12 protein-coding genes are annotated in these 12254 nt (G+C 71.5%); 9 read left to right on the plus strand and 3 right to left on the minus strand.

Annotated features, from left to right (window positions below; genetic code table 11):
* Position 1 precedes the first annotated feature (1 nt).
* Genes BLR02_RS21530 through BLR02_RS21540 form a run of 3 tightly spaced genes read left to right on the plus strand, consistent with a single transcriptional unit; the run spans position 2 to position 4801 of the window.
* Positions 2-1738: an ATP-binding cassette domain-containing protein gene (locus tag BLR02_RS21530; RefSeq protein WP_090664606.1), complete on the plus strand. Its 1737-nt coding sequence runs from the start codon at positions 2-4 to the stop codon at positions 1736-1738.
* The gene (locus tag BLR02_RS21535; protein ID WP_090664607.1) at positions 1735-3438 is read left to right on the plus strand and encodes an ATP-binding cassette domain-containing protein; all 1704 of its coding nucleotides are present in this window, start codon (positions 1735-1737) and stop codon (positions 3436-3438) included. Before BLR02_RS21530 ends, BLR02_RS21535 begins: the two co-directional genes overlap by 4 nt.
* Positions 3422-4801, plus strand: a complete 1380-nt coding sequence (locus tag BLR02_RS21540) for an HlyD family type I secretion periplasmic adaptor subunit (RefSeq protein ID WP_176849725.1) — start codon at positions 3422-3424, stop codon at positions 4799-4801. Before BLR02_RS21535 ends, BLR02_RS21540 begins: the two co-directional genes overlap by 17 nt.
* A gap of 36 nt (positions 4802-4837) precedes the next feature.
* Here BLR02_RS21540 and BLR02_RS21545 read toward each other — a convergent pair whose 3' ends face one another.
* Positions 4838-5926 carry a TRAP transporter substrate-binding protein gene (locus tag BLR02_RS21545; RefSeq protein ID WP_090664609.1) on the minus strand — a complete coding sequence of 363 codons (1089 nt, stop codon included), beginning with the start codon at positions 5924-5926 and terminating at the stop codon, positions 4838-4840.
* 151 nt (positions 5927-6077) lie between these two features.
* On the opposite strand from BLR02_RS21545, the gene BLR02_RS21550 reads away from it, so the two are divergent.
* The 4 genes from BLR02_RS21550 to BLR02_RS21565 all read left to right on the plus strand — a co-directional run bounded on the left by BLR02_RS21550 (position 6078) and on the right by BLR02_RS21565 (position 9711).
* Positions 6078-6842: a glutaredoxin domain-containing protein gene (locus BLR02_RS21550; RefSeq protein WP_176849726.1), complete on the plus strand. Its 765-nt coding sequence runs from the start codon at positions 6078-6080 to the stop codon at positions 6840-6842.
* Positions 6839-7906: an LLM class F420-dependent oxidoreductase gene (locus BLR02_RS21555; protein WP_218128021.1), complete on the plus strand. Its 1068-nt coding sequence runs from the start codon at positions 6839-6841 to the stop codon at positions 7904-7906. The genes BLR02_RS21550 and BLR02_RS21555 overlap by 4 nt, the downstream gene beginning before the upstream one ends.
* A 14-nt stretch (positions 7907-7920) precedes the next feature.
* Positions 7921-8697, plus strand: a complete 777-nt coding sequence (locus tag BLR02_RS21560) for an enoyl-CoA hydratase-related protein (protein WP_090570092.1) — start codon at positions 7921-7923, stop codon at positions 8695-8697.
* Between the two features lie 63 nt (positions 8698-8760).
* Entirely contained in the window at positions 8761-9711 is a 951-nt protein-coding gene (locus BLR02_RS21565) for a Bug family tripartite tricarboxylate transporter substrate binding protein (RefSeq protein ID WP_090570075.1), read from the plus strand.
* Here BLR02_RS21565 and BLR02_RS21570 read toward each other — a convergent pair whose 3' ends face one another.
* Positions 9712-10173 (minus strand): TspO/MBR family protein, encoded by a 462-nt coding sequence (locus tag BLR02_RS21570; RefSeq protein ID WP_090570089.1) that lies wholly within the window; start codon positions 10171-10173, stop codon positions 9712-9714. It lies immediately after the preceding gene.
* Between the two features lie 93 nt (positions 10174-10266).
* Between BLR02_RS21570 and BLR02_RS21575 the strand changes: the two genes are divergently transcribed.
* Positions 10267-11286, plus strand: coding sequence for a phosphotransferase family protein (locus tag BLR02_RS21575; protein WP_090664611.1), 1020 nt, complete (start codon positions 10267-10269; stop codon positions 11284-11286).
* A 386-nt stretch (positions 11287-11672) separates the two neighbouring features.
* Here BLR02_RS21575 and BLR02_RS28815 read toward each other — a convergent pair whose 3' ends face one another.
* Positions 11673-11867: a hypothetical protein gene (locus BLR02_RS28815; protein WP_143018233.1), complete on the minus strand. Its 195-nt coding sequence runs from the start codon at positions 11865-11867 to the stop codon at positions 11673-11675.
* Positions 11868-12016: 149 nt separating this feature from the next.
* On the opposite strand from BLR02_RS28815, the gene BLR02_RS30130 reads away from it, so the two are divergent.
* Positions 12017-12254, plus strand: a 238-nt coding sequence (locus BLR02_RS30130) for a helix-turn-helix domain-containing protein (protein WP_143018143.1), incomplete at its 3' end; no start/stop codon positions are given.

Genomic DNA, 12254 nt, shown 5'->3' on the forward strand with positions numbered 1-12254 from the left:
CTTGGCACGGGCCCCGGTCGAGATCGGCCTCCGCTCCACGCTGGCGGAGGCGATGGCGTCGGTCGGCGCCACGGCGCGCCGCCTTGGCTGGTTCCTCGGCATGCTCGGGATGTTCGGCGCGGCGCTCGGCTTCGCCCTGGCCTATGCCAACTGGACGCTGCTCGCCTCGGTACCGCGGACGCGCAGCGGCGAGACGGCGGCGACCATCGCCTGCCTCTGGGGCCTGCTGCTGGTCATCACGGTCGTGCTTGGCCTCCAGCAGGGGGCGGGGCTGCGGCAGCTTGCCCGCTTCGCCGCCCAGCGGCTCGGCGTGGCGGCCGCGCTCGGCGTGGCGCAGCGGCCCGGCCGGCCCGATGTCCTGGCAAGCACGGCGCTGAACGACCTCGAGACCGTGCGCCGCGGCATCGCCGGCCTCGCCGGGCGGGCGCTGGTGCAGATCATTACCCTGCCGCTGCTCATCCTGCTGAGCTTCGCGGTGCATTGGTCCTTCGGCCTTCTCGCCATGGGCTTCTACGGTGCGGCGGGCGCCCTCAGCCTCGCCCTCATCCGCGCGCAGCGGCGGGAGATGGAGCTGGCGACCGGCCAGGCGGCGGAGGCCCAGGGCATGGCCGCCGATGCCATGCGGGCGGGCGAGGCGGTCCTGGCCATGGGCATGTTGCCGCGGCTTGCCGGCCAGCTCCTCAGGACCGAAGCCGAGGCGGGGGGCGAAGCCTTCCTCGCGCGGCGCCGGGCCAATCGGCTGGGGCTGCTGCTGGATGCGCTGCTCGCCCTTTTCGGTGGCAGCTTCCTGTTCCTGATGGGCGCGCTGGTGCTCTCCGGCATGGCCGGGATCAGCATCGGGCCGGGCTTCTTCTTCCTCACCCTCGCCATTGCCGGACCTTTCGCCAGCTTCGCCGGCACCAGCCGCGAGGTGGCGGAGGCCATGGCCGCCTGGCAGCGGCTGCGGAAGCTGCTGGCGGATACGCCCAGCCAGACGCGCGGCCTTGCCTTCCCCTGCCCGCATGGACGGCTGGTGGTGGAGCACCTCACCTTCACCTTCCGCGGGGTGCAGCCCGTGCTCCTCCGCAATATCGACCTCACGGTCGAGCCGGCGCAGGTGATTGCCATCGTCGGCCCGTCGGGCTGCGGCAAGTCCACCCTGCTGCGGCTGCTGATCGGCCTCTATCCGCCGGCGGCGGGGGGCGCCTATCTCGACGGCCACGCCATCCATCAGTGGGACCGCGAGGATCTGGCGCGCTATGTCGGCTTCCTGCCGCAGCAGCCGATGCTGGCCCAGGGCACCGTCGCCGAGGTCATCGCCCGGCTCGGCACGCCCGACATGGCGCAGGTGCTGGAGGCAGCGCGGCGGGCCGGGCTGCATGAGGCCATCGCCCGGCTGCCGCTCGGCTATGCCACGCCGCTCGGCGGCATGGGCCAGCTCTCCATGGGGCAGCAGCAGCGCCTGGCCATCGCCCGGGCGCTCTATGGGCGGCCGCGGCTGCTGGTGCTCGATGAACTCGCCGGGGCGCTCGATGCCGCCGGCGAGGCGCAGGTCATCGCCCTGCTCGACCGGCTGCGGCGCGAGGGGGTGGCGGTGGTCTTCACCACCCACCGGCCGGCCCTGGTCAGGGCGGCCGACCGGGTGCTGGCGCTGCGCAACGGCGCGCTGGTGCCGGCCGGGCAGGAGGCCGCGCGGCAGATCGGCGCCGGCGGGCCGGCGCAGCAGCGCCTGCCGGGCCGCAAGGCAGCCGCGGCATGAGCGCCGCCCTGCCCAGGCAGCCCGGCCGGCTGCGCTCGCTCGGCCTCGGGCCCGGCACCGTGCTCACCCTGCTGCTGCTGAGCCTCGGCGGCATGCTGGGGCTGCTCGACCTGGTGCTGAGCGTCTTCCACATCACCGATGGCGTGCTGGAGACGAAGAACGGCAGCACCGTCCTGGCCCTGATGCTGGTCTTCCTCCTGGCGGTGCTGCTCTCGGCCTGGTACCGCCACCGCCGCGAGGCGCTGCTGCAGGCGGTTGCCGAGCGCTTCGGCGTGGCGATGCGGGTCCGGGCGATGCAGGCGGCGATCCGCCGTGCGGCGCGTACCGATTCCGCCGCTGGCCTCGGCGCCCTGCGCGACATCGCGGCGGTGCAGCGCCTCCTCACCGGCGAGGCGGTATCCGGCCTGCTCGACCTGGTGGGGGCGGCCGCGGCGCTGGCGCTGGTCTTCTATCTGAATGACGGGTTCGGCTGGATCCTCGCCGGGGGCATGGCGGCCACCGGGCTGCTGGCATGGCTGATGGGCCGGGTGGTGGGCCCGGCGGCGGCCGAGGCCGAGGCGGCGATCGGGGCCGGCGCCGATGCGCTCTCCGGCCGGCTGCTGCATGCCGATGTGGTGCGCGGCCTCGGCCAGATGCCGGCCATCCTGACGCGGTGGCAGCGCCGCCACGAGACGGCGCTCGGCCTCGCCGAGGCCGCGGAGGCGCGGGGCGACGCGCTGCGCGAGTTGCAGGGCGTGGTCGCCCTGCTGACCGGCTTCGGCATCCTCGGCACGGGCATCCTGCTGGTCATCGAGGGGCGGGGCACGATCGGGCTGGTGCTGGCGGCGCTGTTGCTGGCCCGCTTCGCACTGGCGCCCTGCGCGATCCTCATCCGCCACTGGCGCGGCTGGCAGGCCGGGCTGCGCGCCTGGGCGCGGCTGCGCCGGGTGCTGGAGGAGGATGGCGAGGTGGCGCCGAAGCCGGTGGTGGCGGATGCGCCGGCTGGCCTCGTGGTCGAGGGGCTCGGCTTCCAGCCACCGGGGCGGGAACGGCCGGTCATCGCCGGGCTGGGCTTCGCCCTGCCGCTTGGTAGCGTGCTGCTGATCGAGGGGGCGAACGGCACCGGCAAGACGACGCTGCTCCGCCTCATCCTTGGGCTGCTGCCGCCGGGCAGCGGGCGGGTGCTGCTCGACGGGCAGGACACCTGGTTCTGCGATCGCGGCACCCTCGGCGCCCGGATCGGCTACCTGCCGCAGGACATCCAGCTGCTCGAGGCGGATATCGTCACCAATATCGGCCGCGGGCCGGGGGCGCCGCCGGAGCTGGTGGTGGCAGCGGCGCGGGCGGCGGGCGCGCATGACATGATCGGGCGGCAGCCGATGGGCTACCAGACCCCGGCCGGCAGCAGCGCAGGGCTTTCGGCCGGGCAGCGGCGGCTGGTGGCGCTGGCCCGCGCCCTCTACGGCAACCCGCGGCTGCTGGTGCTGGACGAACCGGAGATCGGCCTCGACGGGGCCGCACGGCAGGCGATGCGTGCCGCGGTGGAGCATGCCCGGCTCAACGGAGCGGTGGTGCTGGTGGTGACGCATGAGCCGGCGACCTGGGCCGACCTTGCCGATCGCCGGTTGCGGCTCGGCGAGGGCGGGGCCTGGGAATGGGATGCCGACGGGCCCGGCCCGTCCGGCCATGGACAGGAGTTGCACCTTGCAGCAGCTGGTTGAGCAAGGGCGGGTCGCGGCGCTGCCGCCGCCCGTTCCGCAGGAGACGCTGCAGCGGCAGATGGAGCTGGCGGTGAAGAGCCCGCCGGTTGACCGGCTGGTCCGCCGGTCCCTCCTGACCCTGGCGCTCACCCTGCTGCCGGTGGTCGGCTGGGCGACGATGACGCGGTCGGAACGTGCCGTGCTGGCCTCGGCGCAGCTTGTCCCCGAAGGCCGGCGGAAGACGGTGAACCTGCTGGAGCCCGGCATCCTGCGGCAGATGCTGGTGCAGGAGGGCTCCGTCGTGCAGGCAGGCCAGCCCTTGCTGCGCCTCGACGTCACGCAGGCCGAGGCCATGGCGGGCCAGGCCCGTGCCGCCTATTGGAGCGGCCGTGCCCGCATCGCCCGGCTGCGGGCGGAGCAGGCCGAGCAGCGCCAGCTCCCCTTCCCCGTCGACCTCGAGACGGCGGCGGCGGCCGACCCGGCCATCCAGGTCTTCCTCAAGGCGGAGCAGACCTTCTTCGCCGCCCGCTGGGCCAATTTCGATGGCCAGACGGGCGTGCAGGAGCGCGCCATCACCCAGCTGCAGGAGCAGGTGGCGGGTGCCCGCGCCCAGCGCGAGGGTGCCGGGCGGCAGCTCATGGCGGTGCGGGAGCAGATCGCCGGCTACAACCAGCTGCTGACCCAGGGCTATGCCTCGCGCTTCACCGTGCTGAACCTGCAGCAGCAGGAGGCCGGCTTCGTCGCCACCATCGGCCAGGCCAATGCGCAGGAGGCGCAGCTGCGCGAGGGCATCATCCAGGCGCAGCGGCAGCTCGAGGGGCTGCGGCTGACGCGGCTTTCCGAGATCGCCAACGACCTCCAGACCACCGAGGCAACGACGGCCTCGGCGCTGCAGCAGCTCCGCTCCGCCCAGGACATCCTCACCCGGCGCGAGGTGCTGGCGCCGGAGGCCGGCAAGGTCACCAACATCCAGGCCTTCACGCCAGGGGCGAGCATCCAGGCCGGCCAGCCGGTCCTCGACCTCGTGCCGCTGAACGACCGGCTGGTGGTCGAGGGCAAGGTGTTGCCGACGGATATCGAGCAGGTCTCGGTCGGGCAGCGGGCGAATATCCGCCTCACCGCCTTCCGCATGCGCAGCGTGCCGATGCTGGAGGGTCAGGTGATCGTCGTCGGCGCCGATGTGCAGCAGCCACCGAACAACAGCGGCGAGCCCTACTTCCTCGTCCGCGCCGAATTCGATGGCACGGCGCTGGAGCAGGTGGCGGAGCTGGCGCCGGTGCCCGGTATGCCGGCGGAGCTCTATATCCTCGGCGAGCGGCGGACGCCGTTGGCCTATCTCTGGGGCCCGCTCAATGCGGCGGCACGGCGCGCCTTCCGGGATTGAGCGCAACGGGGCGGCCTGCCGCCCCGCCGCACGGGTTCAGCGCCGGGCGGCAACCTGCGCCAGGTAGTTGTCGAAGGACAACTCCGCGACACGGAACCAGGCCCGCATGTCGTCGCGGGACTTCGACCAGGCGGCATGGATCTTGGCGTATTCCGGGCTTTTCTGCGCGAGCTCCGTCTCCAGCGCCATGGCCTCGCGGTAGCAGGCATCCATCACCTCGCGCGGGAAGGCGCGAAGCTGGGTGCCCTGCGCCAGCAGGCGGCGCAGCGCCTCCGGGTTGCGGGTGTCGTAGCGGGCGACCATCCAATGCGTCGCCTCGGCGCAGGCGGTGCGGATGGCAGCCTGGTAGCTTTTCGGCAGAGCGTTCCACTGGTCGAGATTGGCGACGAAGGTGGTGTTCGCCGCGCCCTCCCACCAGGCGGGGTAGTAGTAGAAGGGCGCCACCTTGTTGAAGCCGAGCTTCTCGTCGTCATAGGGGCCGAGCCACTCGACGGCGTCGATGGTGCCACGCTCCAGCGCCGGGTAGATGTCGCCGCCGGCGAGCTGCTGCGGCACGCCGCCGACGCGCGACAGCACCGTGCCGCCGAGGCCGGCGATGCGCATCTTGAGGCCCTTCAGGTCCTCGACCGTCTTCACCTCGCGGCGGAACCAGCCGCCCATCTGGGCGCCGGTGGTGCCGAGCGGCAGGGCATAGGCGTTGTACTGGCGGAAGAGCTCGTTCAGCAGGTCGATCCCGCCGCCTTCATACATCCAGGCATTCTGCTGGCGGGTATTGAGGCCGAAGGGCACGCCGGTGGCGAAGGCGAAGGCCGGGTTCTTGCCGGTGTAGAAGGAGGAGGTGGTGTGGCAGGCCTCCACCGTGCCGGCCTGGACCGCATCCAGCGCCTGCAACGCGGGCACCACCTCGCCCGGGCCGAAGACGCGGATCTGGAAGCGGTCCTCGGTGAGCTCGGCCACGGTGCGCGAGAAGACATGCGCGGCGCCGTGGATGGCGTCGAGGCTCGTCGGGTAGCTGCTGGTAAGGCGCCAGCGGATGGCCGGTGCGGATTGTGCGAGGGCTGGGGTGGCCAGCGGGAGGGCGGCGGCAGCGAGCGCGCCCCGGCCGAGAATGGCTCTGCGGTCCATATTGGGTTTCCTCCGGAACTTTCGGGCCCGGGGTGAACCACGGAAGCGCGAGCCGGGGAAGCCCCCAAGGGAGGTGCCCCGCAGGAAGGCTGCGGGCTGGTCGAATGCGCCGGGGCGTATAAGCTGGAGCAAAATACCGGAGGGAACGCCCATGTCCGCCGCCCTGGACGAGGAGGTGCGGGTCTATTGGATGACCGGCTGCACCAGCTGCCTGCGAACGAAGGAGTTCCTGGCGCGGCACCGCATCCCCTTCCAATCCCGCAATGTCCTGGTGGATGGGGCGGCCTATGCCGAGCTGGAGCGCTTCGGGCTGCGGCAGGTGCCGATCGTCACCCGCGGCGAGGCCTGGGCGAATGGGCAGGTGCTGCGCGACGTGGCGGAGCTGGTCGGGATCGATCTCGGCGCGCCGCAGATCCTGCCCGTGGCGGAGCTGCGGCGGCGGCAGGAGGCGATCCTCGCCGGGGTGCAGCGCTTCGCGGCGCAGCTGCCGGAGCGGAGCCTCGGCACCCTGCTGCCGGACCGGCCGCGCAGCCATGCCGACCTCGTCTACCACATCGTCAACATCGTCGATGCCTTCCTCGAGCACGAGGCGGGCATCCCGCTGGCCTATGAGGCCTATTTCCGCCTGCCGCCTCGGGCGGAGCGGGCCGCGCTGCTGGCCTATGCGGCGGATGTCGAGGCACGGCTGAAACAGTACTTCGCCGGGCCGGGCCGGACCCGCGACTGGACCGAGACGGCGCAGGTCTATTACGGGCGGCAGTCGCTGCACGAGTTCTTCGAGCGCACGGTCTGGCACAGCGGCCAGCATACGCGGCAGCTGATCTGGGTGCTGGAGCGCATGGGGGTCGAGCCCGATGGGCCGCTCGGGCCGGAGGTCTTTGCCGGCCTGCCGATGCCGCAGGAGGTGTGGGGATGACGGCGATGAAACTCGGACTCTCGATCGGCTATTCCGGCGCGCGGCTCGACGTGCCGGTGGAGCTCGTCCAGCGGGCGGAGGCGCTGGGCTATGACTCCGTCTGGACGGCGGAGGCCTATGGCTCGGATGCCGTCTCCCCCCTTGCCTATCTGGCGGCGGTGACGAAGCGCATCCGGCTCGGCACCGGGGTGATGCAGCTGGCGGCGCGGACGCCCGCCAATGCGGCGATGTGCGCGGGCACGGTGGACAGCCTGGCGGGCGGCGGGCGGTTCATCGCCGGGCTCGGCGTCAGCGGGCCGCAGATCGTCGAGGGCTGGTACGGCCAGCCCTGGGGCAAGCCCTATTACCGGGTGAAGGACTATGTCGCCATCATGCGGAAGATCTGGGCGCGCGAGGCCCCGGTGACGCATGACGGGCCGGAGATTCCCCTGCCCTATACCGGCCCGGGCGCGCTCGGCATCGGCAAGCCGCTGAAGTCGATCCTGCACATGAACCCGTCCATCCCGGTCTTTCTGGGCACGGAGACGGATGCGATGGTGCGGCTGACCGGCGAGATCGCCGATGGCTGGCTGGCGCTCGGCTTCGTGCCGGGGACGCTGCCGCATTTCATGCCGCTGCTGGAGGAGGGCTTCCGCCGCGCCGAGAAGGCGACGGGCAAGCCGAAGACGCGGGCCGATTTCTCCATCCATGCCAGCGTGCATGTCGAGGTCTCGGACGACGTGCGCGGCGCGCTGGCGAAGCTGAAGCCGGAGATCGCGCTCTATGTCGGCGGCATGGGGCACAAGGACAAGAATTTCCACCGCGACATGATGGAGCGGCGCGGCTTCGGCGAGGCTGCGGTGCGCATCCAGGAGCTGTATCTCGCCGGGCGGAAGGAGGAGGCGATCGCCGCCGTGCCCGATGATTGGGTGGACATGAAGTCGCTGGTCGGGCCGCCGGCGCGGATCCGGGAGCGGTTCCGCGCCTGGGCGGAGAGCGGGGCGGATGCGCTCAGCGTGCGCTCGCGCCAGCCGGCGGCGATCGAGGTGATGGCGGAAGCGGCGGGGCTGGTCCCGGCAGCATGATGGGGGAGCATCCGATGACCGAGGCTGTGCTGTACGAGGTGGTGGAGCCGCATATCGCCCTCGTCACCATCAACCGGCCGGAGGCACGGAACGCGGTGAACGGCGCCGTCGCCGCCGGGATGGAGGCGGCGGTGGATCGCGCCGAGGCCGACCCCGACATCTGGGCGGTGGTGCTGACCGGGGCGGGGCCGCATGCCTTCTGCGCCGGGGCGGACCTCAAGGAGGTCTCGGCCGGGCGGAGTGCCGGGTTGGCAGGCGCGAGATACGGCTTCGGCGGCTTCGTGCGGGCGCCGCGGACGAAGCTCTGGATCGCCGCCGCGCAGGGGCATGCGCTGGCCGGCGGGCTGGAGCTGCTGCTCTCCTGCGACATGGCGGTGGCCGCCGAGACTGCGACCTTCGGCCTGCCGGAGGTGAAGCGGAGTTTGGTGGCGGCAGCGGGCGGGGTGTTCCGCCTGCCGCGGGCGCTGCCCAAGGCGATCGCGCTGCAGATGATCGCCACTGGGGAGCCGATATCGGCGGCGCTTGCCCTGCAGCATGGGCTGGTGAATGCGGTGGTGCCGGCGGCGGAGGTGCGGGAGGCGGCCTTGGGCCTCGCGCGGCGCGTCACGGCCAATGCGCCGGTCGCGGTGCGCGAGAGCCTGGCGATCGCACGCCAGGCGCTGGTGCTGGGCGATGACGAGCTCTGGGCGCTGAGCCGTGCCGGCAGCGACCGCGTGAAGCAGACCGAGGATTTCCAGGAAGGCCCGAAGGCTTTCGTGGAAAAGCGGCCGCCCCGCTGGGTGGGGAGGTAGGCTCGACCGGCCTTGTAGAGGGGTTCGGGGAGGCAAGGCCTTCCCGGCAGGGAGGAAACAAGAATGAAGCGCAGAACACTCCTCGGCGGGGTGACTTTTGCCATGCCCGCCTTGGCCCAGTCCGACCGTTGGCCGAGCCGGGAGATCAGCCTCGTCACCGGCTTCGGACCCGGCGGCGGGACGGATGTGGTGGCCCGCGCCATCGCCGCGCATATGGAGCGGACGCTCGGCGTCGCCATACCGGTGCGGAACACGCCGGGGGCGGGCGGGACCTTGGGTCCGGGGCGGATCGCGCAGTCGCGGCCGGATGGCTACACCTTCGGCCTCGTTGGGCTCTCGGCGCTGGTGGTGGCGCCGCTGACCATGGACCTGCCCTACAAGCCTTGGGAGAGCTTCGACTTCCTCGGCTGCACCTCGGAGCTGCGGATCGGCGTGCCGGTCGGGCCCTCCATGCCGAATGTTCGCACGCTTGCCGATTTCATCGCGGAGGGGCGGCGGCGCACGCTCACGGTCGCCAGCACCAACCCGGGCTCGGCGGTCAGCTTCTTCGACCTGGCGCGGCTGGCGGGCATCCAGATCAGCTATGTGCCCTTCGCCAGCATCACCGAGGCGGCGAGCCAGGTGGCGGGCGGGCATGTCGATACCTATTCCGGCACCTCCGAGATGATCGGGCTGGTGCGGGGCGGCAATCTGCGGATGCTGGCGAGTGCGAGCGTCGATCGCTGGCCGGACTTCCCCGATGTGCCGACGCTGATCGAGCAGGGATACCAGACGGCGACGCGGCAGCTCATCATCTGGGCCGGGCCGGCGGGGCTGCCGGCGCCGATCCGGGACCGGCTGGAGGCTGCGCTGATGGCCGCGGCGCGGGACCCGGAGGTGCTGGCGCGTCAGGCGGCGGGCGGGATCGCCAGCCGGGTGATCGAGGGAGCGCGGACCCTGGCCGCGATCCGCGAGGTGCAGCCGGGGGTGGAGGCGGCACTGATCGCCTCGGGGATGAGCCGCAAGAGCGGCTGATCAAGCGGCTCGCGGGTTGCGCTGCCAGATGGCGAAGTTCAGCGCGCCCGCGAAGCTGACCCAGGCGAGGTAGGGCACCATCAGCCAGGCCGCCGTCGCGCTGATCGGGGCGAAGAGCAGGATGCAGCCGAGGATGGAGAGCCAGAGCAGCACCAGCTCGGCGAAGGCGAGGTCCGGCCGCTTCATGCCGAAGAAGAGGCCGGACCAGCCGGCGTTCAGCACGAGCTGCACGGCATAGACGAGGAGAGGCAGGCCGAAGCCCGCCTCGCGCCAGACCAGCCAGCCGGCGATGGCGATCAGGATGTAGAGCACCGTCCAGGCCGGGGCGAAGAGCCAGTTGGGCGGGTTCCAGCGCGGCTTGGCCAGCCCCTCGTACCACGCATCCGGCCGGAAGACCGCGCCGGAGCAGGCGACGAGGAAGCAGGCGGCGAAGAAGCCGAGCAAGGCAAGGGTGCTGGTCATCGCGGCAGGATAGCGCAATCCCGGCCGGGGCGGTTGCCCCCCTTCCCGTCCGCCGCCATGCTCGCGGCGACTGCACAAGGGGAGGATGGAGCCATGGCCGACGCGCCCGAATTCGACGCCGCCCGGCTGGATGGCTTCCTGCGCGGGGCCATTCCTGGGCTTGAGGGGGAGATGGCGCTGCAGCGCATCTCCGGCGGGCAATCCAACCCGACCTTCTTCGTCAGCTATGCCAATCGCCGCCTGGTGCTGCGGAAGAAGCCGCCGGGCGAGGTGCTGCCCTCGGCCCATGCGGTGGACCGCGAGGCGCGGGTGCTGCGGGCGCTGGCCGGCAGCGCGGTGCCCGTGCCGCCCGTCGTGCTGTTCCATGAGGGGCCGGAGGTGGTGGGGACGCCCTTCTATGTCATGGACCGGGTGGAGGGCCGCGTCTTCGACACCTGCGACCTGCCGGGCGCGGCGGTGGCGGAGCGGCGGGCGATGTATCTCTCCTTCGCCGAGACGCTGGCGCGGCTGCACGATGTCGACTGGCGGAAGGCGGGGCTCGAGGGGTTCGGGCGGCCGGGCAACTACTTCGAGCGGCAGGTGGGGCGCTGGACGAAGCAGTGGGAGGGGCAGCGCTTCCGCGACATCCCGGAACTGGCCGACCTCGCGGGCTGGGTCGCGGCGCATATCCCGGCCGATGACGGCGAGGCCAGCATCGTCCATGGCGACTACCGGCCTGGCAATGTGATGTTCGCCCCCGGCGGGCCGCAGGTGGTGGCGGTGCTGGACTGGGAGCTTTCGACCATCGGCCATCCGATGGCGGACCTCGCCTTCAGCACCATCCCCTGGCGGAGCACGCCGGAGGAGTATGGCGGGATGCGCGGGCATGACCTGGCCGCGCTCGGCATCCCGGGCGAGGACGAGTATGTCGCGCATTACTATGCCTGCCGGCGGACGCCGGCGCCGCGGCTGACGGCCTTCCACCGGGCCTTCGCCATGTTCCGCTTCGCGGTGATCTTCGAGGGCATCGCGGTGCGGGCACGGACGGGCACGGCGGCCTCGGCGAATGCGGCGGCGGTGGGTGAGCTGTCGGTCGCCTTCGCCCGCCGCGGGCTGGAGTGCATCGAGGCGTAGCGGCACCCGGAGGTGCCGCTACGCAGGCCCGCTACACCCCGCCGATATGTTCGGTCCGCCGCCGCCCGGTCGGACCTGAGTGTCTGTCCGCGAACATCTTGAATCCGTTAGGTCACGCGTGATTCGCTCCGGCGTGAGGGGTTCTGCGGGGCGAGACGAATGTGGACGACGGAGGCCCAAGGTTTTCTGAGTACGCAAGCCAAGTTCCCGGTCACAGACACGACCAACCCGACAGTGAGCCGCACTGCCGCGAATGAAGGGCATGGCGGAGCGAGTGCCAGCGCCCCGCCGCAAGTTCAGCCGCAGCGGGCGAGAAGCCGAGTTGGCCTGGACGACACCGCCACCGCATCGGTGAAGCCGCCAAGGATGCCTCACGACCCCGTGGTTTAGGAGCGCATCCCGCCTTGCAGTTGGTGCGGCCCAGGCTTCATGTCGTTGCTTTTCGTTTCGCTGGATGCGGGGTCAGAGGCTGGAGGGCGGCGACTGTTCCCGCTCTTGGCTAAACTTTCACCAACCTTCGGTGCGGCATCTGTTTCAACCTGTTGCGGCATGGCATCGGTGGGCTTGGTCTTGTCATCCACGGTGCTGGTCTCCTTCCGACAGAGAGGACGCACGGCATTAACGTCACCGACATGGGACAAGTTATACCAAGTCTCCGAGAGCGTGACTCGTTGGGGATTCCCAGACTGGCGTCGCTCTGATTCAACATGGCGAACAGGGGAGCTTCGCCATGCCCATCCCACTCCGAGCTGACTTTGACGCAGCTGGGCTTCGTGCTGCGGCTCGCCGGACCAAGGATGCGGCCCAAGCCCGTCGCCTGCTGGCCTTGGCTGCCGTTTACGACGGAGTGTCGCGCACTGAGGCCGCCCGGATCGGCGGGGTGACGGTGCAGATCGTCCGGGACTGGGTTGTTCGGTTCAACGCCCAGGGCCCGACTGGACTGGTTGACCGCAAGGCGCCGGGCCAAG

Origin of the sequence: Belnapia rosea, assembly GCF_900101615.1 — a bacterium.
Taxonomy (GTDB): Bacteria; Pseudomonadota; Alphaproteobacteria; order Acetobacterales; family Acetobacteraceae; genus Belnapia; species Belnapia rosea.